This window comes from Burkholderia sp. MS389 (assembly GCF_016899425.1).
GTDB classification, from domain to species: Bacteria; Pseudomonadota; Gammaproteobacteria; order Burkholderiales; family Burkholderiaceae; genus Burkholderia; species Burkholderia sola.
In genome coordinates this window covers 1937545-1963031 of sequence record NZ_CP045994.1, presented here as the reverse complement: position 1 = coordinate 1963031, position 25487 = coordinate 1937545, and the positions used below count along the sequence as shown (strand labels likewise).

General features: G+C 68.6%; 22 protein-coding genes. 13 read left to right on the top strand and 9 right to left on the bottom strand.

What is annotated here, in order from left to right; all coding sequences use genetic code 11:
- The first annotated feature begins 45 nt into the window (after positions 1 to 45).
- The 3 genes from potA to GJG85_RS09015 are packed head-to-tail and all read left to right on the top strand — an operon-like array spanning position 46 to position 2947.
- Positions 46 to 1206 (top strand): polyamine ABC transporter ATP-binding protein, encoded by a 1161-nt coding sequence (gene potA, locus GJG85_RS09025; RefSeq protein WP_050015509.1) that lies wholly within the window; start codon positions 46 to 48, stop codon positions 1204 to 1206.
- A complete protein-coding gene (locus tag GJG85_RS09020; RefSeq protein WP_050015507.1) occupies positions 1203 to 2129 on the top strand; it encodes an ABC transporter permease subunit in 927 nt (308 codons plus the stop codon). The genes potA and GJG85_RS09020 overlap by 4 nt, the downstream gene beginning before the upstream one ends.
- Positions 2126 to 2947: an ABC transporter permease subunit gene (locus GJG85_RS09015; RefSeq protein ID WP_089435094.1), complete on the top strand. Its 822-nt coding sequence runs from the start codon at positions 2126 to 2128 to the stop codon at positions 2945 to 2947. The genes GJG85_RS09020 and GJG85_RS09015 overlap by 4 nt, the downstream gene beginning before the upstream one ends.
- Before the next feature lie 103 nt (positions 2948 to 3050).
- Here GJG85_RS09015 and GJG85_RS09010 read toward each other — a convergent pair whose 3' ends face one another.
- The 3 genes from GJG85_RS09010 to GJG85_RS09000 are packed head-to-tail and all read right to left on the bottom strand — an operon-like array spanning position 3051 to position 6459.
- Positions 3051 to 3857, bottom strand: a complete 807-nt coding sequence (locus GJG85_RS09010) for a sulfite exporter TauE/SafE family protein (RefSeq protein ID WP_050015504.1) — start codon at positions 3855 to 3857, stop codon at positions 3051 to 3053.
- An 18-nt stretch (positions 3858 to 3875) separates the two neighbouring features.
- A complete protein-coding gene (locus GJG85_RS09005; protein WP_204383263.1) occupies positions 3876 to 5543 on the bottom strand; it encodes a bifunctional protein tyrosine phosphatase family protein/NAD(P)/FAD-dependent oxidoreductase in 1668 nt (555 codons plus the stop codon).
- Positions 5544 to 5574: 31 nt separating this feature from the next.
- Positions 5575 to 6459, bottom strand: coding sequence for an MBL fold metallo-hydrolase (locus tag GJG85_RS09000; protein WP_204383260.1), 885 nt, complete (start codon positions 6457 to 6459; stop codon positions 5575 to 5577).
- 253 nt (positions 6460 to 6712) lie between these two features.
- Here GJG85_RS09000 and GJG85_RS08995 point away from each other — a divergent pair, with 253 nt between their 5' ends.
- The 5 genes from GJG85_RS08995 to GJG85_RS08975 all read left to right on the top strand — a co-directional run bounded on the left by GJG85_RS08995 (position 6713) and on the right by GJG85_RS08975 (position 10331).
- On the top strand, positions 6713 to 8095 hold the full coding sequence (locus GJG85_RS08995; protein ID WP_050015499.1) for a sigma 54-interacting transcriptional regulator: 1383 nt from the start codon (positions 6713 to 6715) through the stop codon (positions 8093 to 8095).
- An 83-nt stretch (positions 8096 to 8178) separates the two neighbouring features.
- On the top strand, positions 8179 to 8703 hold the full coding sequence (locus GJG85_RS08990; RefSeq protein ID WP_050015498.1) for a hypothetical protein: 525 nt from the start codon (positions 8179 to 8181) through the stop codon (positions 8701 to 8703).
- Positions 8704 to 8876: 173 nt separating this feature from the next.
- Complete coding sequence (locus GJG85_RS08985; protein WP_050015496.1) at positions 8877 to 9437, top strand: DUF2975 domain-containing protein; 561 nt, start codon at positions 8877 to 8879, stop codon at positions 9435 to 9437.
- An 8-nt stretch (positions 9438 to 9445) separates the two neighbouring features.
- The gene (locus tag GJG85_RS08980; protein ID WP_050015494.1) at positions 9446 to 9670 is read left to right on the top strand and encodes a helix-turn-helix transcriptional regulator; all 225 of its coding nucleotides are present in this window, start codon (positions 9446 to 9448) and stop codon (positions 9668 to 9670) included.
- Positions 9645 to 10331: a hypothetical protein gene (locus tag GJG85_RS08975; protein ID WP_050015492.1), complete on the top strand. Its 687-nt coding sequence runs from the start codon at positions 9645 to 9647 to the stop codon at positions 10329 to 10331. The genes GJG85_RS08980 and GJG85_RS08975 overlap by 26 nt, the downstream gene beginning before the upstream one ends.
- A gap of 47 nt (positions 10332 to 10378) precedes the next feature.
- On the opposite strand, the gene GJG85_RS08970 is transcribed toward GJG85_RS08975, so the two are convergent.
- The 4 genes from GJG85_RS08970 to GJG85_RS08955 all read right to left on the bottom strand — a co-directional run bounded on the left by GJG85_RS08970 (position 10379) and on the right by GJG85_RS08955 (position 17374).
- Positions 10379 to 11407, bottom strand: a complete 1029-nt coding sequence (locus tag GJG85_RS08970; protein ID WP_204383259.1) for a MerR family transcriptional regulator — start codon at positions 11405 to 11407, stop codon at positions 10379 to 10381.
- Positions 11408 to 11538: 131 nt separating this feature from the next.
- A complete protein-coding gene (locus tag GJG85_RS08965; RefSeq protein WP_204383258.1) occupies positions 11539 to 13104 on the bottom strand; it encodes an efflux transporter outer membrane subunit in 1566 nt (521 codons plus the stop codon).
- A gap of 2 nt (positions 13105 to 13106) precedes the next feature.
- The gene (locus tag GJG85_RS08960) at positions 13107 to 16268 is read right to left on the bottom strand and encodes an efflux RND transporter permease subunit (RefSeq protein WP_204383256.1); all 3162 of its coding nucleotides are present in this window, start codon (positions 16266 to 16268) and stop codon (positions 13107 to 13109) included.
- Complete coding sequence (locus tag GJG85_RS08955) at positions 16265 to 17374, bottom strand: efflux RND transporter periplasmic adaptor subunit (protein ID WP_050015485.1); 1110 nt, start codon at positions 17372 to 17374, stop codon at positions 16265 to 16267. The genes GJG85_RS08960 and GJG85_RS08955 overlap by 4 nt, the downstream gene beginning before the upstream one ends.
- A 188-nt stretch (positions 17375 to 17562) precedes the next feature.
- Here GJG85_RS08955 and GJG85_RS08950 point away from each other — a divergent pair, with 188 nt between their 5' ends.
- A complete protein-coding gene (locus GJG85_RS08950) occupies positions 17563 to 18183 on the top strand; it encodes a TetR/AcrR family transcriptional regulator (RefSeq protein ID WP_050015483.1) in 621 nt (206 codons plus the stop codon).
- Between the two features lie 28 nt (positions 18184 to 18211).
- Here the strand turns inward: GJG85_RS08950 and GJG85_RS08945 are convergent, their stop codons facing one another.
- Positions 18212 to 19945 (bottom strand): ClcB-like voltage-gated chloride channel protein, encoded by a 1734-nt coding sequence (locus GJG85_RS08945; protein WP_204383864.1) that lies wholly within the window; start codon positions 19943 to 19945, stop codon positions 18212 to 18214.
- Positions 19946 to 20060: 115 nt separating this feature from the next.
- Positions 20061 to 21137: a YeiH family protein gene (locus GJG85_RS08940; RefSeq protein ID WP_050015479.1), complete on the bottom strand. Its 1077-nt coding sequence runs from the start codon at positions 21135 to 21137 to the stop codon at positions 20061 to 20063.
- A gap of 112 nt (positions 21138 to 21249) precedes the next feature.
- On the opposite strand from GJG85_RS08940, the gene GJG85_RS08935 reads away from it, so the two are divergent.
- The 4 genes from GJG85_RS08935 to GJG85_RS08920 all read left to right on the top strand — a co-directional run bounded on the left by GJG85_RS08935 (position 21250) and on the right by GJG85_RS08920 (position 25484).
- Positions 21250 to 22143, top strand: coding sequence for a LysR family transcriptional regulator (locus GJG85_RS08935; RefSeq protein ID WP_050015477.1), 894 nt, complete (start codon positions 21250 to 21252; stop codon positions 22141 to 22143).
- A 162-nt stretch (positions 22144 to 22305) separates the two neighbouring features.
- Positions 22306 to 23070, top strand: a complete 765-nt coding sequence (locus tag GJG85_RS08930; protein WP_050015475.1) for a TIM barrel protein — start codon at positions 22306 to 22308, stop codon at positions 23068 to 23070.
- A gap of 28 nt (positions 23071 to 23098) precedes the next feature.
- Positions 23099 to 24091, top strand: coding sequence for a sugar kinase (locus GJG85_RS08925; RefSeq protein WP_089488460.1), 993 nt, complete (start codon positions 23099 to 23101; stop codon positions 24089 to 24091).
- A 112-nt stretch (positions 24092 to 24203) separates the two neighbouring features.
- Entirely contained in the window at positions 24204 to 25484 is a 1281-nt protein-coding gene (locus tag GJG85_RS08920; protein ID WP_050015472.1) for an MFS transporter, read from the top strand.
- Positions 25485 to 25487 lie beyond the last annotated feature (3 nt).

Sequence of the window (25487 nt, the reverse complement as noted above, 5' to 3'; positions counted from 1 at the left end):
CCCCGGGGGCTTTGTTCGTCTAACGCAGGAGAGAAGCAGCACATCATGAATAGCCAGTCGGGCGCGCCGGTCGCGGGCGCGCCGTTCTCCGTTTCCTCCTCCGGCGCCGATGCGCGCGCCGAGAACTTTGTCCAGATCGTCGACGTCGTCAAGAAATTCGGCGACACCGAAGCCGTGCGCAGCGTCAACCTGACCGTGCGCCAGGGCGAGCTGTTCGCGCTGCTCGGCAGCTCGGGCTGCGGCAAGTCGACGTTGCTGCGGATGCTCGCGGGCCTCGAGACGGTCACGTCGGGCAAGATCCTGATCGACGGCGAGGACCTCGCGCAGATGCCGCCGTACAAGCGGCCCGTGAACATGATGTTCCAGTCGTATGCGCTGTTCCCGCACATGTCGGTCGAGTCGAACGTCGCGTTCGGGCTGAAGCAGGAAGGCACGCCGAAGGCCGAGCTGAAGGCGCGCGTCGCGTCCGCGCTCGAACTCGTGCAGATGGGCAAGTATGCGAAGCGCAAGCCGCATCAACTTTCCGGCGGCCAGCAGCAGCGCGTTGCGCTTGCGCGTTCGCTGGTCAAGCGCCCGAAGCTGCTGCTGCTCGACGAGCCGATGTCCGCGCTCGACAAGCAGATCCGCCAGCGTACGCAGATCGAGCTCGTCAACATCCTGAACAAGGTCGGCGTCACCTGCATCATGGTCACGCACGATCAGGAAGAGGCGATGACGATGGCGAACCGCCTCGCGGTGATGAGCGAAGGGCAGATCGTGCAGATCGGCTCGCCGAACGAAGTGTACGAATACCCGAACAGCCGCTTCTCGGCCGAATTCATCGGCTCGACGAACCTGTTCGACGGCGTGACGGTCGAGGACGAACCCGATCACGTGTACATCGAATCGCCGGAACTGCCGAGCCGGCTGTACGTGAGCCACGGGATCTCGGGCCCGCTCGGGATGCCGGTCACGGTGTCGGTGCGCCCCGAGCGGATCGCGCTCACGCGCAAGCCGCCCGAAGGCGCGTTCAACTGGGCGCGCGGCCGGATCAGCAACGTCGCGTACATGGGCGGTTATTCGCTGTATCACGTGAAGCTCGACGGGGGCAAGACGGTGATCGCGAACGTGTCGAGCCTCGCGATTTCCGAACTCGACACGCCGGTGCTCGCCGACGAGATCTACGTGCGCTGGAGCGCGACCGCCGGCGTGGTGCTGACGTCATGAACGCGTTCAAGTCCCTGCTCGAGTGGCCGGTGCGGCGCTTCAACCTGACGGGCGCCACGGCGGTCGTGGCCGGGCCGTTCACGTGGCTCGTGCTGTTCTTCCTCGTGCCGTTCGTGCTGGTCGTGAAGATCAGCTTCGCGGAGCTGCAGCTCGGCATCCCGCCGTATACGGAGCTCGCGTCGTACGCCGACGGCGTCGTGCACGTCGCGCTGAACCTGTCGCACTACGCGTTCCTGTTCACGGACAGCCTGTATTTCGCGACCTACGTGAACTCGGTGTGGGTCGCCGCGATCACGACGCTGCTGTGTTTGCTGCTCGGCTATCCGATGGCGTATTACATCGCGCGCTCGAACCCGGCCACCCGCAACCTGCTGATGATGGGCGTGATGCTGCCGTTCTGGACGTCGTTCCTGATCCGCGTGTATGCCTGGATCGGGATCCTGAAGAACAACGGGCTCCTGAACAACTTCCTGATGTGGATCGGGCTCACGCATACGCCGATCGAGCTGTACCGCACGAACTATGCGGTGTACATCGGGATGGTGTATTCGTACCTGCCGTTCCTCGTGATGCCGCTCTACGCGCACCTCGTGAAGATGGACCTGCGCCTGCTCGAAGCCGCGTACGACCTCGGCGCGAAGCCGTGGAAGGCGTTCGTGCAGATCACGCTGCCGCTGTCGAAGAACGGGATCATCGCGGGCTGCCTGCTGGTGTTCATCCCGGCGGTCGGCGAGTACGTGATTCCGGAGCTGCTCGGCGGCGCGAATACGCTGATGATCGGCCGCGTGATGTGGAACGAGTTCTTCAACAACGCGGACTGGCCGATGGCGTCTGCCGTGACCTGCGCGATGGTGCTGCTGCTGCTCGTGCCGATGGCGATGTTCCAGCACTTCCAGGCGAAGGAACAGGGAGGCCGTCGATGAAGCCGAATCGCTACCTGCAGTTCGCGGCGTTGTTCGTCGGCTTCGCGTTCCTGTACATCCCGATCATCAGCCTGATCGTCTATTCGTTCAACGAGTCGAAGCTCGTCACCGTGTGGTCGGGTTTCTCGTTCCGCTGGTATGAGGCGCTCGTCGAGGACGACGAGTTGCTGACGGCCGCGTGGCTGTCGCTGAAGATCGGCGTGCTGACCGCGTTCGCGTCGGTGTTCATCGGCACGTGGGCCGGCTTCGTGCTCGCGCGGATGGGCCGCTTTCGCGGCTTCGCGCTGTTCAGCGGGATGATCAACGCGCCGCTCGTGATCCCCGAGGTGATCCAGGGGATCTCGCTGCTGCTGCTGTTCATCGAGCTCGCGAAGTGGATCGGCTGGCCGGCCGAGCGCGGCGTGTTCACGATCTGGCTCGGCCACGTGATGCTGTGCATCTCGTACGTCGCGATCATCGTGCAGTCGCGCGTGCGCGAGCTGAATCCGTCGCTGGAAGAAGCCGCGCTCGATCTCGGCGCGACGCCGCTGAAGGTGTTCTTCACGATTACGCTGCCGCTGATCTCGCAGGCGCTGATCGCGGGCTGGCTGCTGTCGTTCACGCTGTCGATCGACGACCTCGTGCTGTCGGCGTTCCTGTCGGGCCCCGGCTCGACGACGCTGCCGCTCGTCGTGTTCTCGCGCGTGCGCCTCGGGCTGAACCCGGAGATGAACGCGCTCGCGACGCTGTTCATCATCGCGGTGACGGCCGGCGTCGTGATCGCGAACTTCGTGATGCTGCGTCAGGAACGCAAGCGGATGGCGGGGTTTGCGGCCTGATACGGCGGTTGTGGCCTTCAAGAAAAACGCCCGGTGCCGACGACGAGTCGGCCCGGGCGTTTTGTTTGGCGGCGCGTAACGATCGCCGGCCCATCGCCGGCGTTTATGCGCCGAGCGCCGCCTTCGCCAGCAATCCCAGCGCGACGCAGACGAGCACGGCCGCGAACCCGGCCTGCACGTGCCGCGCGGCGAGGTGGCGCGACGCGCCGCGGCCGGCGGCCATGCCGAGCGCGGTCGCGACGCTGAACCACAGCGTCACGTCGAGCGGCGCGCGCGTGCCCGACACGAGCGTCGCGAACACGCCGCCGGTACCGACCAGCGCGATCACCATCAGCGACGTCGCGACCACCCCATGCATCGACACGTTCGTGAACTTGCGCAGCATCGGCACGATCACGAAGCCGCCGCCGACACCGAGCAATCCCGTCATCAAGCCCGTGACCGCGCCGGTCGACGCCAGCGCGATGCCCACGGGCCACGACCACACGAGCCGGCCCGTATCGGGATTCACGCGGCCGACGCACAGCGGCGACGCGTCCGCGTCGGTCGCCTGCCGCCGCAGCGCCTGTCGTAGCAGGCGGCTGGCGACGACCAGCATCGTCAGCGCGAACAACGTGAGCAGCAGGCGCTGCGGCAGTACGTGCGCGAGTCGCACGCCGAGCGTGGTCAGCGGCACGCCGGCCACGGCCATCAGCAGCGCCGCGCGATAGCGCACGAGCCCGCGGCGGAAGCCTTCGAGCGCGCCGAGCGCGGCGCTGCCGGCTACCGCGACGAGCGCAACGGGCGTCGCTTGCTGCATCGGCCAGCTCATCCCGACGACGAGGGCCGGCACCGCGAGAATGCCGCCGCCGGCGCCGGTCAGGCCGAGCACGGCACCGACGAAGCCGCCGAGTACGAGGGAAATCAGCATGACGTCATCGCGCTCCGGTCAACGGGCGATCGCGGGCTTCGCGAGCCATTCGCGGCCCTTGAGCATCGCCTTCCAGTAGAGCGGCGGCAGCATGCGTTCCTTCAGCAGCCACGCGAGCCGCGATGGCCGTTTGCCGTCGATCAGCCAGGCGGGGAAGGTCGGCGCGACCTTGCCGCCGTACAGGAATTCGGCGAGCACGATCTTGCCGCGCTCGACGGTGAGCGGGCACGAGCCGTAGCCGTCGTACGCGGCGTCGCCCTGTGCGCGGCCGAGCGACGCGAGCAGGTTGTGCGCGACGACGGGCGCCTGCTTGCGGGCGGCCGCGGCCGTTTTCGCATTGGTCGTGTTGGTGACGTCGCCGAGCGCGTAGATGTCCGGAAACTGCTTGTGGCGCAGCGTCGCCGGATCGACGTCGATCCAGCCGGCCGCGTCGGCGAGCGGGCTCGCGCGCACGAAGTCGGGCGCCTTCTGCGGCGGCACCACGTGGATCATGTCGAACGGCCGCTCGACGGTTTCCTTGCCGCCGTCCGGCAGCGCGCGCGAGAACGTCGCACGGCGCGCGGGCCCGTCGATCGCGACGAGGTTGTGGCCGAACGACAGCGCGATGTCATAGCTTTTCACGTACTCCATCAGCGCGGGCACGTAATCGGCGACGCCGAACAGCGCGCCGCCCGCATTCAGGAATTCGACGTTCGCGGCGTCGAGGCGCCCCGTGCGCCGCCAGTGATCGCACGACAGGTACATCGCCTTTTGCGGCGCGCCCGCGCACTTGATCGGCATCGGCGGTTGCGTGAAGAGTGCATTGCCGCCGCGGAATGCGCGCACCAGCTCCCACGTATACGGCGCGAGATCGTAGCGGTAGTTCGACGTGACGCCGTTGCGGCCGAGCGTGTCGGCGAGGCCGTCGATCGCATGCCAGTCGAGCTTGAGCCCCGGACACACGACGAGCCGGCGATAGCCGATGCGCCGGCAACCGTCGAGCACCACCACGTGCGCGTCGGGTTCGAAGCCGGCGACCGCGGCCTGGATCCGCTGCACGCCGCGCGGCAGTACGTCGGTCATCCTGCGCGCGGTCGTCTCGGGGCAGAACACGCCCGCGCCGACCATCGTCCAGCCGGGTTGGTAGTAGTGAACGTCGGCGGGATCGATCACCGCGATGTCGAGCGACGCGTCGCGCGCGAGCAGGCTCGACGCGACCGCGATGCCGGCCGCGCCCGCGCCGACGATCACGATGTCGTGTCGCGCGTCCACGGCCGGCGCGCTCTGGCGGCCGTCCTGCGCGATACGCGAGGCGAGCGCGCTCAGGTCGTAGCCGGCCGCGCCGGCGGTGGCGATGAGGTCGTCCAGCGGGCGCAGCCCCGCCTGCGACAGCGCCCACAGCGTGGCCGACCGCGTGCCGCTGCGGCAGTACGCGAGCACGGGCCCATTCAGCGACGCGACGAGCGCGCCGAACTGCGCGGCCTGGTCGTCGGTCACCTTGCCGGTATCGACCGGCAGGTAGTGCACGTCGATGCCGAGCGGCGCGGCGGCCGCGCGGATCTCGGTGACGGTCGGCTGGTCGGCGCCTTCGCCGTCGGGCCGGTTGCAGATGATCGCGCGAATGCCCGCTGCGTGAAGCGCGGGCAGGTCGGCCGCCGCGATCTGCGGCGAGACCGACAGCGTGTCGGTCAGCTTGCGGATGGTCATATTGGGGGGGCTCCGTTTGGGGGCGCGCGGCTCAGATCGCGTCGAGCGGGATCTTCAGGTAGCGCACGCCGTTGTTCTCGGGTTCGGGCAGGTGGCCGGCGCGCATGTTGACCTGCACCGACGGCAGCATCAGCACCGGCATGTCGAGCGTCGCGTCGCGCGCGGTGCGCATCGCGACGAAATCGTCCTCGCTCACGCCATCCCTCACGTGCACGTTCGCGCGGCGCTGCTCGGCGACGGTCGTCACGAACTGCACGTCGCGGCCGCCCGGCTGGTAGTCGTGGCACAGGTACAGGCGCGTGTCGGGCGGCAGCGCGAGCACGCGCATGATCGAGCGGTACAGCGTGCGCGCATCGCCGCCGGGGAAGTCACAGCGGGCCGTGCCGTAGTCGGGCATGAACAGCGTGTCGCCGACGAACGCCGCGCGCTGCGTCGCGTCGTCCACGCAGTAGGTCATGCACGCGGGCGTGTGGCCCGGCGTGTGCAGCGCGCGGATCGTCAGCGCGGCGAGTGCGAGCGTGTCGCCGTCGTCGACGAGCCGGTCGAACTGGCGGCCGTCTTCCGCGAAGCCGGGGCCTGCGTTAAACAGCGTGCCGAACACGTGCTGCACGCGGCGCACGTGCGAACCGATCGCAATCTGGCCGCCGACCTGCGCTTTGAGGTAGGGCGCGGCCGACAGGTGGTCGGCGTGCACGTGCGTCTCCAGCAGCCAGTGCACGGTCGCACCGAGTTCGGCGACGCGCGCGATCAGCCGGTCGGCGCTGGCGGTGCGCGTGCGGCCGGATTTCGGGTCGTAGTCGAGCACGCTGTCGATCAGCGCGCATGCGCGGCTTGTCGTATCGAGCAGGAGATAGCTGACGGTGTGGGTCGCCGGGTCGAAAAAGCCTTCGACCGACAGGGCGGGGGCGTTGCTCACGGGGTGTCCTCGATCGGGTGCTGCATCTGCAATCGCGATCTTTATCTCAAGAAGCATGCCAACCTGCGGCGCGGTACCGGCCAATGTGGCAGGGGCTTGATTCGGCTCGGATTTTCGGGACGTCGGCGGCCCTGTGGAGATGTCAACGACAGCCGATGGCGGACGAGAACTGCCACATCTGGCAGTGTCGTGGCAGAATTGGCAGTCAGCCTGGCAGTCCATCCGGGCGCCCCTTCGCCGAGCGAGCCGCCGCATGAATCCGCACGACACCATTCCGATCGTCCCCTCCGCGCGTCACGACGCGATGCCCGACGTACGCGCGCTCGTCGCATATCTCGAGCAGGACCCGCAGCCGATGATCGTCGTCGACCCCGACTACCGGATCCTCGCGGCGAACGATGCGTACCGGCGCCAGTTCGGCGTGGCCGGCGTCGAGCATGTGGGCCGGCACTGTTTTCAGGTGTCGCATCATTACAACGTGCCGTGCGACCAGGCCGGCGAGCATTGCCCGATGAAGCAGGCGCTCGAATCGCGCGGGCTCAACCGCGTGCTGCACATCCATCACACGCCGCGCGGCCCCGAGCATGTCGACGTCGAGTTGCGGCCGATCTTCGACGCGGACGGCAACGTGATCGCGTACGTCGAGCGGCTGACGACGGTGCGCAGCGCGTCCGCGCAGCCGAGCGCGGAAGGGCTCGTCGGCGGCTCGGACGCGTTCAACGCGGCGCTCGGCGCGCTGCAGCGCGTGGCGCCGTCGACGCTGCCGGTACTGCTGCTCGGCGAATCGGGCACCGGCAAGGAGCTGTTCGCCCGCGCGCTGCACGAGGCGAGCGATCGCGCGATGGGGCCGTTCGTCGTCGTCGATTGCTCGGGGATCGCCGAGACGCTGTTCGAGAGCGAACTGTTCGGCTACGAGAAAGGCGCGTTCACGGGCGCGAACCAGCGCAAGCCGGGCCTCGTCGAGACCGCGCAGGGCGGCACGCTGTTTCTCGACGAGATCGGCGACGTGCCGCTGCCGATGCAGGTGAAGCTGCTGCGGCTGATCGAATCGGGTACGTTCCGGCGCGTGGGCGGCGTCGAGGCGCTGCGCGCCGATTTCCGGCTCGTCGCGGCCACGCACAAGCCGCTGCGCGAGATGATCGACGACGGCCGGTTCCGGCAGGATCTTTACTACCGGATCAACGCGTTTCCGATTCCGCTGCCGGCGCTGCGCGAACGGCAGGGCGACGTCGCGCTGCTGGCCGAATCGATCCTGCGGCGGATCGCGAACGCGCGCGGCAACGCGGGCGACGCGAATGCGCGACCGTTCACGCTGACCGAGCGTGCGCGCGCGTGCCTCGATGCGTATGCGTGGCCCGGCAACATCCGCGAGCTGCGCAACGTGCTCGAACGCGCGTGCCTGTTCGCAGACGACGGGACGATCCGCGTCGAACATCTGCCGGCCGAGCTCGTCGTGGCGGCGGCGGCGCCGCATGCGCAGGCGGCGGATGCGGGCGGCGTGTCGGATGCGGAGCTCGTCCGGATCGCGCGCGCGTTCGACGGCACGCGCAAGGCGCTCGCCGCGCAGCTCGGATTGAGCGAACGGACGCTGTACCGCCGGATGAAGGCGCTCGGGCTCGGCACGCGCGAGCGCTGAACGGGCGTGGTGCGTGCCGCTGGCAGCGGCACGCGGCTTTGTCGATAATGGCGCGTTCGATTCCGGCTCTCTCTCCATCTCCGATGAAAAGACATGTTCTTTCGAGTTGTCTGTTGCTCACAGTCGCAGCGCTGGCCAGCCCGGCGCACGCCGCCGATTACACGTGGACCGATGCGGCCGGCGCGCACGCGGTGACGCTCGCCAGAACCGCGTCCGGCGACGACGTCGAACTCAAGGTGTCCGCGACGCTCGACGGCCGCCCCGACTGGGCAGTGCGCGACTACGTGAAGGCATGCCCGGTCGACGTGATTCTCGACGTCGTGCCGAAGTCGATCGAAATGCGCGACCTGCTCGGCAACGGCCGCAAGCAGTTCCTGTTCGCGTACAAGATCGGTTGCCGCGGCGACGTGAGTGCCGATCAGGTCAAGTACTTCCTGATCGACGCAGGGACGAAATACGTGCTTCGTGGCGAGGAGATCGTCACGGTCAACGGCAAGTTCGTCGACGGGGGCGCGGCGCCCGTGCCGAACGCAGACCTGAAGGCGCAGCCCGCGTTTCTACGCTATATGACGAAGCATTGGCGCGGGATCAGCATGCGCAACGACTAGGGCGTGAACACGCCCTAGGCGGATGCCCGGCCGTTGCGTGCGGTACGGGCGGGTCGATACGGGTTGAGCCTGCCACGCAATAAAAAATCACAACAAGACGACAATTAATTATCGTTTTACGATAATTATCGACGTACAATCGACGCTCGTTCAATCGTCGTCGAGGAGACGCCATGCATTCCGATCGCATTGCCCGTATCAGCCAGCAGATGGCCACCGTCACGCTGGGGTTCATCGTCTGCATGCTGGTGCTCAACGCTGCGTGCTGGCTGTTTCCGTCGCTGAGCGCAGCCTCGGGGCCCGGCTTCGTATTCGGCCTCACGGATTCGGTACTCACCAACCTGCACGTGGACGTTGCCGCGTTCCCGTGGTGGCAGAAGGCGGTCGGCATCCTGCTGTCGAGCGTGCCGCTCGTCGCGCTCGCGAATGGCCTGCGGCATCTGCGCGCGCTGTTCCGCACGTATGCGCGGCGCGACTATTTCTCCGCACAGGCGGCCGGCCATCTCGGCAAGACGGGGCGGGCGATCGGCCTGTGGGTGCTGCTGAGCCTGCTGTGCGAGCCGCTGCTGAGCGTGTGGGCGACGCTGCGCGAACCGGTCGGCCATCGGGTGGTCAGCCTCGGCTTCACCATGCCGTACGTGGTCGCGTTGTTCACCGCGGCCTGCATCGCGATCATCGCGCACATTCTCCGGCAGGCGAGCGAGCTCGATGCCGAGCATCGGCAGTTCGTCTGAGGCGCGCGATGACGATCGTAGTCAAGCTCGACGTGATGCTCGCGATGCGCAAGGTCCGCTCGAAGGATCTGGCGGCCGCCGTCGGCATCACCGAACAGAATCTGTCGCTGCTCAAGCAGGGGAAGGTGAAGGGCATCCGCTTCGCGACGCTCGACGCGATCTGCCGTTATCTCGACTGCCAGCCGGGCGACCTGCTCGCGTTCAGCGATGACGGCGGCGGCACGCCCGACTGACGCAGCGCGCTCGCGGCGTGCCGATGCGGCGGGGCGCCGTCGGTCGCGCGTCGTCGCGCTCGCGGTCGTGGTGTCCGTATCGCTCCACCTGCTCGGATGGTTGCTGATGCAACGAGTGCCGCCAGCGGGTAGCCCGAAATCCGTCGAGCGGCCGCGCACCGCGCTGCGCGTCGAGTTGATTCCCGCGCGGCCGACGCCAGAGGTGATCGCACGCGAGATCGAGCGGGTCGGCCCGAATGCAGGCGGGCGCGGCAACGTGCAATCGGCGAAACGTTCTGCGGTGGTGGCGAACGCGCAAAGGGCCGCGCGTTCGTCTGCGGATATGCCGGATGCATCGCACAGGCAAGGCCAGACGACGGCCAGTGCAAGTGCCAACGAGCCGGCGACCGCTGCGAGCCCCGATCTCGACTGGCGTCGCGATCTGGATGCAATCGGTGCACAGCCACGCACAGCGCGCAGCCCCGCGCAGGCGGCCGTCGGCGCGCTGGGCGCATCGTCCGGCGACACATCTGCGCATCGTCGCGCCATCGACGCCAGGCTGGCCGACGGCATGTCGGGCGCGCGTCGCGCCGATTGTCGCAACGCGTACGCGGGTGCCGGCCTGCTCGCGTTGCCGATGCTCGCGCTGGATGCGGTTCGCGATACCGGCTGCCAATGGTGAAACGGGCGGCACACGGGAACCCCGCTTGCCGCCCGCGAATCACGCGATCAGCGCGCCGGCGCCAGCTGCGCCGTCGCCTCGCGCATGAAACCGAGCAGCGTGTCGTCGGTCCACGAATCCTTCGTCAGCGCCGGCTCGTTCATCAGCGCGTGGCGGAATTTCGCGTGCGTGGCCGGATCGTGGCCCGCGTAGCTGCAGAACAGCTCGAGCCAGCGCTGCGCGAGCGCGCGGCCTTGCGGCGAATCGGGCCGCGTGCCCGCATCGATCGCGTCGCGCACGTCGGCCATCAGTTGCGGCCATTCCATCGCCCGTTGACGGTAGTGCGCGCGCATGAAGCGGCTCTCGTCCGGCGTGAGGTACTTCTCGAAGAGCCGCATCTTCGTTTCCGACGAGGCCCGCAGCACATAGTCGCGCAACGCCGTCGAGATGCCGATCTTCGACTGCATCGACGGCTCCTGCTCATGCATCAGATTCAGCTTCGCGAGCAACCGCGGATCGTTGTTCGTGTCGCGTACCAGCAGCGCCATCCAGCGCGCGGCAAGCGCACGTACGCGCTCGTCCTCGGCGGGCACACCCGCCTCGTGCAGCGTACGGACCTCGTCGACGAGCGCGATCCATTCCGCGTCGCCGGCCTGGCTCTTCTGGTACATCGGCAGGCGCGCGAGTTCTTCCTCGGAGAAATATTTGTCGTACACGGTCATCAACTCCAGTGTGGTGAGCCAATCGGCCAGTTCCGGCTCGGTGCCCGCCGCGAGCTGCGCATGCAGGCTCGCGAGCCGCTCGCGCAGCTGCGCGGTTTGCGCGAGCTGGCGGTCGAGCGACGCGATCTGCTTCGCGACGAGATCGACGAGCGGCGTGCCGGGCTGGTTCAGGTGGTCGCCGATTTCGGCGAGCGACAGTCCGAAGCGACGCAGGGCCTGGATCTGGTGGAGCCGGGCGATGTCGTCGCGGTCGTACAGCCGGTAGCCGTTGTCGGCGCGCGCCGAAGGCGTCAGCAGACCGATCGCGTGATAGTGATGAAGCGTGCGGACGGTCAGCCCGCTGCGTTTCGCCAGTTCTCCCACTTTCAGTCGCATTCGTTCCTCCGTTCGGTACGCACACTGGAGTCTCGAACGTTACGCTACGTGAGGGTCAAGCGGAAGATCGGCGATCGAACGCGCGTGGCGGGGCGCCGCACGCACGTTCGATCGGAGGGGGGGTATGGCGGTTATTGCGCCGAAGGAGCGGGGTCGGGCGCGGCGGCGCGTGCTTGCGTGCCGGTCGTGCCGTCGCCGGCGGCGTGGCCGCTTTTACCGGACGTGTCGCCGTTGTCGGCCGGCGGCGTGCCCATCGCCTGGTAAAGCCGCGCGGTATCCGCGAACCGTGCGCCGGTCGCGCGAATCTCGTCGAGCCGCGCATTGCGGTACTGCAACTCGCTCGCGCGCGCGGCCGACGGCGGCAGCGCGCCGAGCCGCACGCGGGCGGCCGCGTCGTCGTACGCGCCACGCGCGGACAGCGCGGCGCGCGACGTCGCATCGAGCGCCTGGGCGTCGTGCTCGAGCGCCGCGAGCGAATCGGCGACGTTCTGGAACGCGCCGAGCACCGCCTGCTTGTACTGGTCGACCGCGGCCTCGTAGGTTGCCTTCGCCGCGCGGCGTTGCGCGAGCAGCGCGCCGCCGTGGAAGATCGGCTGGCTCAGCGACGCGCCGACGTTCCAGATCGCGCCGGCGCCCGACAGCATCGCCGGCCAGCTGAAGCCACCTTTGCCCATCGCCGCCGACAGCGACAGTTGCGGAAACATTTGCGCGGTCGCGAGGCCCACTTCGGCGGCGGCGGCCTTCAGCCCCGCGTCGGCGGCCTGGATGTCCGGGCGGCTTTGCAGCAGGTCCGACGGCACGACGACGGGCACCTGCTCGGGCAGATGCAGATCGGCGAGCGCGAGATCGGTCGGCGGCCGGTCGGGCGTACGGCCGACCAGCACGGCGAGCGCGTGGCGCGCCGAGTCGCGCTGCTGGCGCAGCGCGGGCAGGCTTGCCGCGAACGTGTCGGCGCTTTGCCGGGCGTTCAGCGCGTCGCTGCGCGAGGCCGAACCGAGCGCATGGCGGCGCTCGGCGTCGTGCGCCTGGTCGTTCGCGAGCGCGACGAGCCGCTCGGTCGTGTCGATCTGCGCATTGAGCACCGATACGGTGATCGACGCGGTCACGATGTTCGCGGCCAGCGCGCGCCGCGCGGATTCGAGCTGGAACGCGCTGACGTCGACGCGTTTCGCGAGCGCGCGGTTCGCGAAGCGCGACACGCCGAACAGGTCGACCGTGTAGCTCGCCTGCAGTTGCCCGACGAACGTGTCGTACAGCAGCGTCGGTGCGCCGAGCGCGGGAATCGGCACGCCGAGCGCGCGCTGGCGCGTGGCCTGGCCGACCGCGTCGATCGACGGCAGCATCGAGCTGCCGATCTGCCCGCGCAACTGCTCGCGCGCCGCATCCAGCGAATGCGACGCCGCGCTCAGCGTCGGGCTGTTGCGCAGCCCTTCGTCGACGAGCGCGTTCAGCGCATCGGAACGGTACTGTTTCCACCAGTCCGGCACCGGCTGCGCGCCGACCTCGAACTGTTGCGCGACGCCTTGTGCGGACACCGTCTGCTGGACTTGCGGCGCGGCGCCGTAGTGCGCGGGCGACGGCATCGCGGGCGGCTCGCCGCTCGGCGCGAACCACGCGCAGCCCGCGAGCGGGCCGGCGACGCTCGCCGCGGCGAGCACCCGCACGGCTTTCTTTTTCAGGGTCATCGATCGATCCATGGTCAGGCTCCCGACGGCGCGGCAGGCGTGCCGCCTGGCGGCGGGCCGTCCTGCGGGTCGCGTTCGGCGCGCTTCACGCGGAACCACGTCGCGTACAGCGCAGGCAGGTAGAACAGCGTCAGCACGGTCGCGCTCGTGATGCCGCCCATCAGCGCGGTCGCCATCGGCCCGAAGAAGTTCGAGCGCAGCAGCGGGATCAGCGCGAGCACCGCGGCCGCGGCCGTCAGCGTGATCGGGCGGAAGCGCCGCACGGTCGCGCCGATGATCGCGTCGACGCGGCCGTGGCCGGCCGCGATGTCCTGCTCGATCTGGTCGACCAGGATCACCGAGTTGCGCATGATGATCCCGAACATCGCGATCACGCCGAGCATCGCGACGAAGCCGAACGGCTGGCCGAACAGCAGCAGCGTCGCGACCACGCCGATCAGCCCGAGCGGCGCGGTCAGCACGACCATCAGCACGCGCGAGAAGCTCTGCAACTGGATCATCAGCAGCGTGAACACGGCGATCGCCATCAGCGGCATCTGCGCGTTGATCGACGCCTGCGCCTTCGCGCTTTCCTCGACCGAGCCGCCGATGTTGATCTGATAGCCGACCGGCAGTTGCGCGCGCAGCGGGTTCAGCTTCGCGTCGACCGCATGCGTGACGTCGATGCCCTGGGCGCCGGCGCGCACGTCCGACTGCACGGTGATGGTCGGCTGACGGTCGCGCTCCCACACGACGCCGTATTCGAGCGTCGGCGTGAAGCGGCCGAGCGAGCCGAGCGGCACGGGGCCGTTCGGCGTCGGCAGCGCGAGGCCCGCGAGCTTCGCCGGATCGACGCGGTCGGCGCGCGGCGCGCGCAGGTCGACGGCGATCAGCTTGTCGCGCTCGCGATACTGCGTGACGGTCGTGCCGGACAGCGTCATCGCGAGGAAGCTCGACACGTCCTGCGACGTGACGTTCAGCTCGCGCGCCTTCTTCTGGTCGAGCTCGAAGCGCACCGAGCGCTCGGCCGGCTCGTCCCAGTCGAACTGCACGTTGACCGTGCGCGCATCGCCGCGCATCGTCGCCGCGACCTTCTCGGCGATCGAGCGGACCGTCGCGATGCTGTCGCCGCTCACGCGGAACTGCACCGGATAGCCGACCGGCGGGCCGTTCTCGAGCCGCGACAGGCGCCAGCGCACGGCAGGAAATGTGTCGCGCAGCGTGGTTTCGAGCCAGGTCGCGAGCTTCTCGCGATCCTCGACCGATTTCGCGGTGATCACGAACTGCGCGAAGTTCGGCAGTTGCAACTGCTGGTCGAGCGGCAAATAGAAGCGCGGCGCGCCGCTGCCGACGAAGTTCACCGCATGGTCGATCTCGGGCCGCTTGTCGATCGCTTTCTCGAGGCGCTCCGTTTCGCGCAGCGTCGCCGCGAACGACGCGCCTTCGGGCAGCCGCAGGTCGACCAGCAGCTCGGGCCGGTCGGAGCTCGGGAAGAACTGCTGCGGCACGAGCGAGAAGCCCATCATCGCGACGACGAACAGCACGCCCGTGATCAGCAGCACGACGAAGCGCCGCTCGATGCACCAGTCGATCCAGCCGCGCAGCCGCCGGTAGAAGCGGGTGTCGTAGATGTCGTGCTCGTGATCATCGGGCAGGTGCGCCTCGTGCGCGTGCCGCTTGCGCTCGGGCAGCATGTGGAAGCCCAGCAGCGGGATCAGCACGACGGCCGCGAACCACGACGCGATCAGCGCGATCGCCGACACCTCGAAGATCGAGCGCGTGTATTCGCCGGTGCTCGATTTCGCGAGCGCGATCGGCAGGAAGCCCGACACCGTGACGAGCGTACCGGTCAGCATCGGGAACGCGGTGCTCGTGTACGCGAACGCGGCGGCGCGCGCGCGGGTGTAGCCCTGTTCGAGCTTCACGGCCATCATCTCGACCGCGATGATCGCGTCGTCGACGAGCAGCCCGAGCGCGAGCACGAGCGTGCCGAGCGACACCTTGTGCAGCCCGATGTCGAACAGGTACATGAACAGCGCGGTGACCGCGAGCACGACCGGGATCGAGATCACGACGACCATCCCGGTGCGCAGCCCGAGCGACACGAGGCTCACGACCAGCACGATCGCGACCGCTTCGGCGACGGCTTCGAGGAAGTCGTCGACCGAATGCGAGACCGCGTGCGGCATGCTCGACACCTCGGTCAGCTTCAGTCCGGCCGGCAGTTGCGCCTGCAAATCCTTCGATTCGGCGTCGAGCGCCTTGCCGAGCCGGATCACGTCGCCGCCCGGCTGCATCGTCACGCCGATGCCGAGCACGGCATGGCCGTTGGTGCCTGGACCGGCCGTACGCATCTGCGTGACTTGCGGATCGTCGTACCCGCGTTTCACGGTCGCGAGATCGCCGAGCCGGAACGTGCGGCCGTTGATGCGGATCAGCGTATTCGCGATCGCGTCGACGTTGTCGAACTGGCCGCTCGGCCGCACGAACACGCGATCGTCCGCGGTCGTCAGCACGCCGGTCGACGAGATGTCGTTCTGCGCGTTGATCGCCTGGCCGAGCTGCTGGGGCGAGATGCCGAGGCGCGTGAGCTGCGCGTTGTTGACCTCGATGAAGATCCGCTGGTCGGGGTCGCCGAAATAATCGACCTTGCCGACGCCCGGCACGCGCAGCAGCACGGTGCGCAACTGGTCCGCGTAGTCGTGCAGTTGCGCGGGCGTGAAGCCGTCGCCCTCGAGCGTCCAGATGTTGGTGTAGACGTCGCCGAATTCGTCGTTGAAGAACGGGCCCTGCACGCCGGGCGGCAGCGTATAGCCGATGTCGCCGACTTTCTTGCGGATCTGGTACCAGGTTTCGGGCACGTCCTTCACGGGCGCCGAATCCTTCATCGTGAAGAAAATCAGCGATTCGCCGGGGCGCGAATAGCTGCGCAGGAAGTCGATGGCCGGCGTTTCCTGCAGCTTGCGGCCGATCCGGTCGGTCACCTGTTCCTGCACCTGCCGCGCGCTCGCGCCCGGCCAGAAGGTGCGGATCACCATCACGCGGAACGTGAACGGCGGGTCTTCGGATTGCGCGAGCCGCGTGTAAGCGAGGATGCCCGCGAGCGTCGCGAGCGCGATCAGGTAGACGACCAGCGCCTGGTGGCGCAGCGCCCATGCGGACAAGTTGAAGCGGCCTTCTTCGTGGGAGACGCTCACGATGCGAAGTCCTCCGGATGCAGCGGCGCGATCGCGCGCACCTTCTCGCCCGCGCTGACCGTATGCACGCCCTGCAGCACGACGCGCTCGCCCGGCTGCAGCCCGTGCGACACGGTGACCGTGCGCTCGTTGAAGCGCGCGACGTCGACGCGGCGCAGTTCGAGCGTGTCGTCCTTGGTGCGCACGACCCACACGGCCGGTTGCGCGCCGTCGTGGAACAGCGCGGTCGCGGGCAGCGTGATCGGCTGCGTATCGCCCGCGGCCGGCGCGCCGTCGAACGCGACGTCCGCGGTCATCCCGAGCCGGATCGCCGGATCGGGCGCGCCGAGCGTGAGCTTCACGCGGTAGGTGCGGCTTTGCGGATCGGCGGCCGGCGCGATTTCGCGCACCTTCGCGGCGAACTGGCGGCCCGGCAGCGACGGCAGCGTGACGGTGGCGGCATGACCGGGCGCGAGCGACGCGAGCGCGGCCTCGGGCACGTCGCTGACGACGTCGACGTCGCCCGACCACGCGAGCTGGTAGACCGGCTGGCCGGCCGACACGTTCTGGCCGGTGTCGGCCTGTTCGGCCGTGATGGTGCCCGCATGGTCGGCGACGAGCGTCGCGTAGCGGAGCTGGTTCTTCGCGAGCGCGAGCTGCTGCTGCGCCTGGTCGCGCTGCGCGAGCGCCGACGTGTAGCTGTTCTGCGTCTGCTCGAGCTGCGCGGTCGCGATCAGGTTTTCGCGGGCCTGCGCGCGATCGCGGTCGAGCTGCTGTTTCGCGAACGCGAGGCTGTGCGACGCGGCATCGAATTGCGCCTGCGCGCTTGCCGCGTTCTTCTCGACGTCGGACGGATCGAGCAGCGCGACGACCTGGCCGACCTTCACCGTATCGCCGAGCCGCACCCGGCGCTCGATGATCTTGCCGGCGATGCGGAACGACAGCGGGGTCGCATAGCGCGGCTGGATGTCGCCGGGCAGCGTGCGTGCGGCCGCGACGGTGTCGGCCCGCGCGGGCAGCGCGACGACGGGGCGCGGGGCGGGCGGCGCGGATTCTTTCGGATGACAGGCGGCAAGGACGAGCGCGGCGCCGATCAGCAGCGCGGCGCGGGAACCGGAGCGATTCACGAAACCCCCAGGTGAGGTGGAGCGGAACGAGGCCGGCAAGCGCGGCGGGCGCTTGCCCCAAGTGGCGCCGGCAGCGGCGCACACGGACAGACGAACGACATCTTCGGAAACTGTGGCGGATTCTAATACACACCTGTATCTGAATGCAAAGATGAATCCGAAAGGGAAGAGATGCTAGACTGCGCGGCATGAAACCACAGCGCTTAACTCGCGAGCAGAGCAGGGACCAGACGCGCGAGCGTCTGCTGAAAGCCGCGCATCGCATTTTTCTGAAGAAAGGCTATGTGGCCGCGAGCGTCGAGGACATCGCAGCGGCGGCCGGCTATACGCGCGGCGCGTTCTACTCGAATTTCCGCAGCAAGTCCGACCTGCTGCTGGAACTGCTGGAGCGCAATCACGAGGAGGTGCGGGCCGACTTCGAGGCGATTTTCGAAGGGGGCGGCACGCGCGAGCAGATGGAATCGATGGCGCTCGCGTATTACCGGACGCTGTTTCGCGACGACGAATACTCGCTGCTGTGGGGCGAGGCGAAGCTGCAGGCGGCGCGCGACGCGAAGTTCCGCGTGCGCTTCAACCAGTTCCTGCACGGCAAGCGCGTGCAGATGGCCGAATTCATCGAGCGCTTCGCCGAGCGTTCGGGCACGCCGCTGCTGCTGCCGGCCGACACGCTCGCGTTCGGGCTGATGTGCCTGTGCGACGGCGTGCAGTCGTACTACACGGCCGATCCGCAGCACGTATCGGTCGACGTGGCCGAATCGGTGCTCGCGGGGTTCTTCGCGCGGGTCGTGCTGGGGCGCGCGCCGGACTGAACACGGCAGGCGGCGCGGGCGGTGCGCGTCAGCGCTCGCCGGTCATCCGCCGGTACGCGTCGAGCAGCGACGTCTTGTAGACGACGCCCGCGAGCGTCGGCTCGGCTTCGCTCTCGATCACCGGCAGCCGCTCGCCCTGGAACGCCATGAAGCGCTCGAGCGCGGTCGCGAGCGGCATGTCGGGCGTGAGCAGCGGAAACGGCGTATGCGCGTAGTGCGCGGCTGTCTTGTCGGTCGTGTCGCGCTTGTCGAGCAAATCGGACGTGATGTCCTTCAGCGCGACCGCGCCGCGAAAGCGCCCGGCGTCGTCGGTCACGTACAGATATTTCACCGGATATTCGAGAAACACGCGCGTCATGTCGGCGACGCTGGCGGTGAGCGGCACGACGGTCTGCGCGGGCTGGATCAGCTCGCGCATCTGCGTGGTGCGCAGCCGCTGCCGCTCCTGCGCGTCCTGGTAGTGGTGCTGCGTGATCTCGTACATCGACGTCGTGCCCGTCGCGCGCGCGACGAAATACGCGAACACGCACGACACCAGCAGCGGCAGCACGACCTGATAACTCAGCGTCATCTCGAAGATCATCAGGATCGCCATCAGCGGCGCCTGCGTGGCGCCCGCCATGAACGCGCCCATCCCGACGATCGCGTACGCGAAATACGCGGACGTATGGCCCGGCCACAGCGCGTCCATCGCGAGCCCGAACAGCGAGCCGAACACCGCGCCGACGAACAGCGTCGGCGTGAACACGCCGCCGATCGCGCCCGAGCCGGCCGTCGCGGCGGTCGCGATCACCTTGAACACGAGGACCGCGACGAGCGCCTGCCAGGTCCACGGCGAATGGAGGATGTGGTTCACGACGCTGTAGCCGTTGCCCCACACGTCCGGAATCCATACCGAGATCACGCCGACCACGAGGCCGCCGAGCGCGAGCCGCACGGGCAGCGGCACCGGCAGTCGCTTGAACTGCGTCTTCGACGCGTCGAGCAGATGCAGGAACTGCGGCGCGAGCACGCCGCACAGCGCGCCGAGCACGACGAACGGCAGCACCTCGGCGCCCGTCACGGCCGGAAACACCGGCATCTCGTACGGCGGCCGGTAGCCGGCGAATTCGCGCATCACGATGTTCGCGACGACCGACGCGACGACCATCGGCCCGAAGCTCTCCATCGCGATCGTGCCGAGCACGATCTCCGACACGAAGAACGCGCCGGCGATCGGCGCGTTGTACGCGGACGTAATGCCGGCCGCGGCCCCGCACGCGACCAGCAGACGCAGGCGCGGCGGGTCGAAGTGCGCGAAGCGGCCGACGAGCGACGCGGCGAGCGCCGCGAGCTGCACCATCGGGCCTTCGCGGCCGATCGAGCCGCCGCTGCCGATCGTCAGCAGCGACGACACGCTGCGCCACAGGCTCTGCCGCACCGGCACGACGCCGTTGCCGAGCGCGACCGATTCCATGTAGTCGGTCTTGGCGGCCGCCTTGTCGCCGCGCGTCGCGAGCAGCAGCACGCAGCCGGCGAGGAAGCCGCCCGCGGCCGGCATCCAGAATCGCACGTACCACGGCAGGCTCTTCGCCATCTGCACGAAGCTGCCGCTGTGCCCCGAGATCAGGCGCTGCATCAGGTCGATGCCTTCGCGGAACGCCATCGTGGCAAAGGCGCCGCCGACGCCGACGATGGCCGACCAGATCAGCATCGTATGGGCGTCCGACAGGCGGAGCAGCGTTCGCGCGCGAGTGCGCAGCTTCAGCAGGAACGAGAGCACGGCTGAAAGGGGGCGATGGAAAACGACGCGAAGCATAGCACTGCGCCGCGCCCGCGGGACTTCCCCGTCGGGCTTCCCGTAGGGCGCGGCGCGCGAGCCGTCGCGGACGTGCGGCTCAGCCAAGCCAGTGCTGCACGGCCCAGGTGATCGCGTAGCCGCCGGCGATCAGCCACACGTACAGGATCAGGCCGGTCATCAGCGCGCGCGGGCCGGCCGCGCGGATCTGCGCGACGCGCGTCTCGATGCCGAGTGCGGTCATGGCCATCGTCAGCGCGAAGGTGTCGAGCACGTTCAGCGTATGCGTGACGTCCGCGGGCAGCACGTTCAGCGAATTGACGATCACGAAGCCGAGGAAACCGAGCGCGAACCACGGCACCGCCACCTTGCGCTTGCCGTGCGTGCCGCCGGCCGCGTCGTGCGCCGAGCGCGCCGAACGGGCGAGCCACCAGCCGAGCGCCAGCAGCACCGGCACCAGCAGCATCACGCGCGTCATCTTCACGATCGTCGCGACGTGCACGACCTGCGGGCTGATGTCGCTCGCCGCGCCGACCACCTGCGCGACTTCGTGGATCGTGCCGCCGAAGAACAGACCGAGGCCGGCCGGATCGAGGTTCAGCAGCCCGGCGTGATAGGCGAGCGGATACAGGAACATCGACAGCGTGCCGAACAGCACGACGCTGCCCACGGCCATCGCGCTCTGGTGCGGTTTCGACTGCAGCGTCGATTCGAACGCGAGCACGGCGGCCGCGCCGCAGATCGCGCTGCCGGCGGCGGTCAGCAGCGCGGCGTCGCGGTCGAGCTTCATCAGCTTCATGCCGACCCAGGTGCCGATCGCGAGCGTGCTGACGACGACCAGCACCGATACCGCGAGGCCCGGCAGCCCGACCTGCGCGATTTCCTGCAGGCTCACGCGCAAGCCGAAGAACGCGACCGCGATGCGCAGCAGCTTGCGGGCGGAGAAATTGACGCCGGCCGCCCAGCTGGCCGGCATGCCGTCGCGCAGCGCGTTGCCGTACAACGCGCCGGCGACGATGCCGACGATCAGCGGCGACAGGCCGAGCCCCGCGATCGCGGGAAGCTCGGACAGGCTCGTGACGGCGGCGGCGAACAGCGCGACGAACAGCACGCCGTTCAACTGGCCGCGCATCGACGGCGCGGCGTGGCTGAGAGAGGGAGTCGGAGCAGTGGACATGGAAGCACCGTGATGGAGCGTGTGGCGATGGTGTAATCCTAATTTCGTTATATCGATATGAAAAATTGTGATTTGTGACGTAAACTATCCGGAAAGCCGATAATTCGTTCCCATGACCCCGGATCAACTGATAACGTTCGCCGCCGTCGCCGAGCATCTGAACATCAGCCGCGCCGCCGTGGCGCTGCATCTGTCGCAGCCGGCCGTATCGGGCCAGTTGCGGCTGCTGCAGGACGAGTTCGGCGAGCCGCTGTACCAGCGCGACGGCCGCGGCATCCGCCTGACGCCGGTCGGCGAACAGCTCGCGCAGTACGCGAACGCGCAGCGCGACACGTTCGCGCAGGCGCGTGCGTTTCGCGACGCGGTGCGCGGGCTGGAAGCCGGCACGCTGCGCATCGGCGCGAGCACGACGCCCGCGAGCTACCTGCTGCCGTACCTGATCGCGGCGTTCCAGCCGCGCGCGCCGCGCGTGGCGATCCAGACGATGAGCGGCAACACGGCCGACGTGGTCGCGGCGCTGCCGTCGCTCGACCTCGCGCTGATCGAAGGGCCGCCCGGCGAGGCGCTGCCGCCCGGTACGGCCGTGCACGCGTGGCACGAGGACGAGATCGTCGCGATCGTGCCGGCCGGCCATCCGCTCGCGGCGCCCGGCTACGACGCGGGCGTGACGCTCGACGCGCTCGCCGCGCATCCGCTCGTGCTGCGCGAGGCGGGCTCCGCCGTACGGCAGCTCGTCGAGCGCGCGTTCGCACATGGCGGCGCGCCGATGCGCGTCGCGTTCGAGATCGCCGGGGTCGAGGCCGTGAAGGAGGCCGTGCGCGCGGGGATGGGCGTCGGGTTCGTGTCCGCGATGTCGCTGCGTCACGACGATGCGGCGCTCGTGCTGCGCTCGCTGGCGCCCGCACCGCTCACGCGGCATTTCTCCATTCTCGTCCCGCATGGCGGCGCGCCGTCGCGGCTCGCCGCGCAATTCCTCGAAATGAGTCTCGCGCAGCGCCTCGCGTAGTCGACCGAAGTTGCGCCGGGAACATGCGTTGCACGCGGGCGCGGCGCGCATTCGTGCGATAACGGAGCGTTAGGGATTTCCTCTATGGCGTGCGTCCGAGGCGAAGCGCACCATCCGTCTCAAGCAAATGGAACCGGTTCCATTCCGGTGAAAAAGGGCAACATGGCAGACATCGTGATCGTGGCGAGTGCATTCGGGATGGACCGGGTGCGCCAGGAGGGCCACAGTGCATTCATCGCGACCGTGGCGGCATCCGGCGCGACCGGTTTCGAGGTACGGCGCGAACTGTTCGCGTCGGACGACGACACGGCGCCCGGTGCGCTGGCCGCGCTCGGCGCGCAGATCGCCGGCCACGGGCTGTGGTCGGTCTATTCGACGCCGGACTCGCTGTATACGGAAACGGGCGCGCTCGATGCCGACGCATTGCGCGACGGGCTCGCGCAAGCCGATGCGCTCGGCGCACGCTTCGTGAAATTCCAGCTCGGGGGCTTCGCCGGCGACGCGCACGCGGCCGAAATCGTCGCGCTGTCGCGCGGCGCGCAGGCCCGCGTGGTGGTCGAGAACGGCCAGCTCGAGGTCGGCGGCGCGTTCGCGCAGTTCCGTGGGCTGTTCGATGCGCTCGCCGATGCCGGCATGCGCGATGCGCTCGGCATGACGTTCGACATCGGCAACTGGCAGTGGCGCGGCGAAGCGCCGCTCGACTGCGCACAGGTGCTCGCGCCGCATGTGGAATACATTCATTGCAAGGCCACCGAAGGCGAGGGCGCGCGCCGGTTCGCCGTCGCGCCGGCGCCGAACGATCCGCTCGTGACCGGCGTGCTCGCGGCGCTGCCGCAGCATGCGCCGCGCGGCATCGAGTTTCCGTTCGACGCGGCCGACCTGGCCGGCGATGCGTGCCGGCGCGTCGCGTGGCTTGCAACCGCGTGACCGCGGAAGGATCCTGAGGAGTTCAGTCATGAAAGCAGCACTCGATGTCGTGACCTATGGCGAAGCGATGGCGATGTTCGTCGCGACGGAGCCCGGCCACCTCGCGCACGCCGGGCAATTCGCGAAGCGGATCGCCGGCGCCGATCTCAATGTCGCGATCGGGCTGTCGCGGCTCGGCTTCCGGGTCGGCTGGATGAGCCGGGTCGGTAGCGATTCGTTCGGCCGCTACGTGCTCGACACGCTGGCGCGCGAGGGCATCGACGCGTCGTGCGTGACCGTCGACCCGCGCTACCCGACCGGTTTCCAGCTGAAGTCGCGCAACGACGACGGCAGCGACCCGACCGTCGAATATTTCCGCAAGGGTTCGGCGGCGAGCCACCTGTCGTGCGACGACTACGTGGCCGACTACGTGCTCGGCGCGCGCCACCTGCATCTGACCGGCGTCGCGCCGGCGATCTCGGCGACGTCGTGCGAACTCGCGTTCCGGCTCGCGCGCGAAATGCGGGCGGCCGGCAAGACGATCTCGTTCGACCCGAACCTGCGCCCGACGCTGTGGCCGTCCGCCGACGTGATGGCGAAGACGCTGAATGCGCTCGCGACGCTCGCCGACTGGGTGCTGCCGGGCCTCGCCGAAGGGCGGCAGCTCACCGGGCACGACACGCCGGCCGACATCGCGGGCTTCTATCTCGCGCAGGGCGCGCGCGGCGTCGTGATCAAGCTCGGCGAACAAGGCGCGTATTTCCGCACGGCCGACGGCCGCGAAGGCACGGTCGCCGGCGAGCGCGTCGAGAAGGTCGTCGATACGGTCGGCGCCGGCGACGGCTTCGCGGTCGGCGTGGTCAGCGCGCTGCTCGAAGGGCGCAGCGTCGAGCAGGCGGTCGCGCGCGGCAACCGGATCGGTGCGCTCGCGATCCAGGTGATCGGCGATTCGGAAGGATTGCCGACGCGCGATGCGCTCGACCGGCTCGAAAAGGTCAGCAATCGCGCCGATCGCTTAGAGGAAACCGTCACCGCGCAATGAGAGGCCGGACACGGCACAATCCGCGGATCCATTTCGTGCTTCATGCACGGTTTTGCATGAGACCGGACGACGCAACGATGCGCCGATGCCGGTCTACTCAGGAGACACTCTGATGGCAGCCAATCTCGCAGCTCGACGCTGGTGGACGATCATGCCGATCGTCTTCATCACGTACAGCCTCGCCTACCTCGATCGCGCGAACTACGGGTTCGCGGCCGCAGCCGGCATCAACCAGGATCTCGGCATCAGCAAGGGCCTGTCGTCGCTGATCGGCGCGCTGTTCTTCCTCGGCTATTTCTTCTTCCAGATCCCCGGCGCGATCTACGCGGAACGCCGCAGCGTGAAGAAGCTCGTGTTCGTCAGCCTCGTGCTGTGGGGCGGCTGCGCGGCGCTGACCGGCGTGGTCAGCAACATTCCGTCGCTGATGGCGATCCGCTTCGTGCTCGGCATCGTCGAGGCGGCCGTGATGCCGGCGATGCTGATCTACATCAGCAACTGGTTCACGAAGAACGAGCGCTCGCGCGCGAACACGTTCCTGATCCTCGGCAACCCGGTCACCGTGCTGTGGATGTCGATCGTGTCCGGTTATCTCGTGCATGAATTCGGCTGGCGCCACATGTTCATCGCCGAAGGCGTGCCGGCCATCATCTGGGCCGTGTGCTGGTGGGTGCTCGTGCAGGACAAGCCGGCCGATTCGCCGTGGCTCAGCGCCCAGGAAAAGCGCGATCTCGACGCCGCGCTCGCGGCCGAGCAGGCGGCGATCAAGCCGGTGCGCAACTATGGCGAGGCGTTCCGCTCGCCGGCCGTGATCAAGCTGTGCGCGCAGTATTTCTGCTGGAGCATCGGCGTGTACGGCTTCGTGCTGTGGCTGCCGTCGATCGTGAAGAACGGCTCCGACCTCGGGATGGTCGCGACCGGCTGGCTGTCCGCGCTGCCGTACCTCGCGGCGACGATCGCGATGCTCGCCGCGTCGTGGGCGTCCGACAAGGTCGGTTCGCGTCGTGGTTTCGTGTGGCCGTTCCTGCTGGTCGGCGCGGCCGCGTTCGCCGCGTCGTACGCGCTCGGCTCGTCGCATTTCTGGATCTCGTATGCGCTGCTGGTCGTCGCGGGCGCCGCGATGTATGCGCCGTACGGCCCGTTCTTCGCGATCGTGCCGGAACTGCTGCCGAGGAACGTCGCCGGCGGCGCGATGGCGCTGATCAACAGCATGGGCGCGCTCGGCTCGTTCGTCGGCTCGTATTTCGTCGGCTACCTGAACGGCGCGACCGGGTCGCCCGTCGCGTCGTACGCATTCATGAGCGCCGCGCTCGTCGCCGCGGTGATCCTCACGCTGTCCGTCAAACCCCAGGCGCGCGATGCGCATCCGCTCGCCGCGCCGCTGCAAGGAAAATGAAAC

Excerpts from the sequence above, each read along its gene's own strand:
- potA (WP_050015509.1), top strand. The coding sequence starts at position 46 with ATGAATAGCCAGTCGGGCGCGCCGGTCGCGGGCGCGCCGTTCTCCGTT.
- GJG85_RS09020 (WP_050015507.1), top strand. The coding sequence starts at position 1,203 with ATGAACGCGTTCAAGTCCCTGCTCGAGTGGCCGGTGCGGCGCTTCAAC.
- GJG85_RS09015 (WP_089435094.1), top strand. The coding sequence starts at position 2,126 with ATGAAGCCGAATCGCTACCTGCAGTTCGCGGCGTTGTTCGTCGGCTTC.
- GJG85_RS09010 (WP_050015504.1), bottom strand. The coding sequence starts at position 3,857 with ATGCTGATTTCCCTCGTACTCGGCGGCTTCGTCGGTGCCGTGCTCGGC.
- GJG85_RS09005 (WP_204383263.1), bottom strand. The coding sequence starts at position 5,543 with ATGACCATCCGCAAGCTGACCGACACGCTGTCGGTCTCGCCGCAGATC.
- GJG85_RS08995 (WP_050015499.1), top strand. The coding sequence starts at position 6,713 with ATGAATCCGCACGACACCATTCCGATCGTCCCCTCCGCGCGTCACGAC.
- GJG85_RS08990 (WP_050015498.1), top strand. The coding sequence starts at position 8,179 with ATGAAAAGACATGTTCTTTCGAGTTGTCTGTTGCTCACAGTCGCAGCG.
- GJG85_RS08985 (WP_050015496.1), top strand. The coding sequence starts at position 8,877 with ATGCATTCCGATCGCATTGCCCGTATCAGCCAGCAGATGGCCACCGTC.
- GJG85_RS08980 (WP_050015494.1), top strand. The coding sequence starts at position 9,446 with ATGACGATCGTAGTCAAGCTCGACGTGATGCTCGCGATGCGCAAGGTC.
- GJG85_RS08975 (WP_050015492.1), top strand. The coding sequence starts at position 9,645 with ATGACGGCGGCGGCACGCCCGACTGACGCAGCGCGCTCGCGGCGTGCC.
- GJG85_RS08970 (WP_204383259.1), bottom strand. The coding sequence starts at position 11,407 with ATGCGACTGAAAGTGGGAGAACTGGCGAAACGCAGCGGGCTGACCGTC.
- GJG85_RS08965 (WP_204383258.1), bottom strand. The coding sequence starts at position 13,104 with ATGGATCGATCGATGACCCTGAAAAAGAAAGCCGTGCGGGTGCTCGCC.
- GJG85_RS08950 (WP_050015483.1), top strand. The coding sequence starts at position 17,563 with ATGAAACCACAGCGCTTAACTCGCGAGCAGAGCAGGGACCAGACGCGC.
- GJG85_RS08940 (WP_050015479.1), bottom strand. The coding sequence starts at position 21,137 with ATGTCCACTGCTCCGACTCCCTCTCTCAGCCACGCCGCGCCGTCGATG.
- GJG85_RS08935 (WP_050015477.1), top strand. The coding sequence starts at position 21,250 with ATGACCCCGGATCAACTGATAACGTTCGCCGCCGTCGCCGAGCATCTG.
- GJG85_RS08930 (WP_050015475.1), top strand. The coding sequence starts at position 22,306 with ATGGCAGACATCGTGATCGTGGCGAGTGCATTCGGGATGGACCGGGTG.
- GJG85_RS08925 (WP_089488460.1), top strand. The coding sequence starts at position 23,099 with ATGAAAGCAGCACTCGATGTCGTGACCTATGGCGAAGCGATGGCGATG.
- GJG85_RS08920 (WP_050015472.1), top strand. The coding sequence starts at position 24,204 with ATGGCAGCCAATCTCGCAGCTCGACGCTGGTGGACGATCATGCCGATC.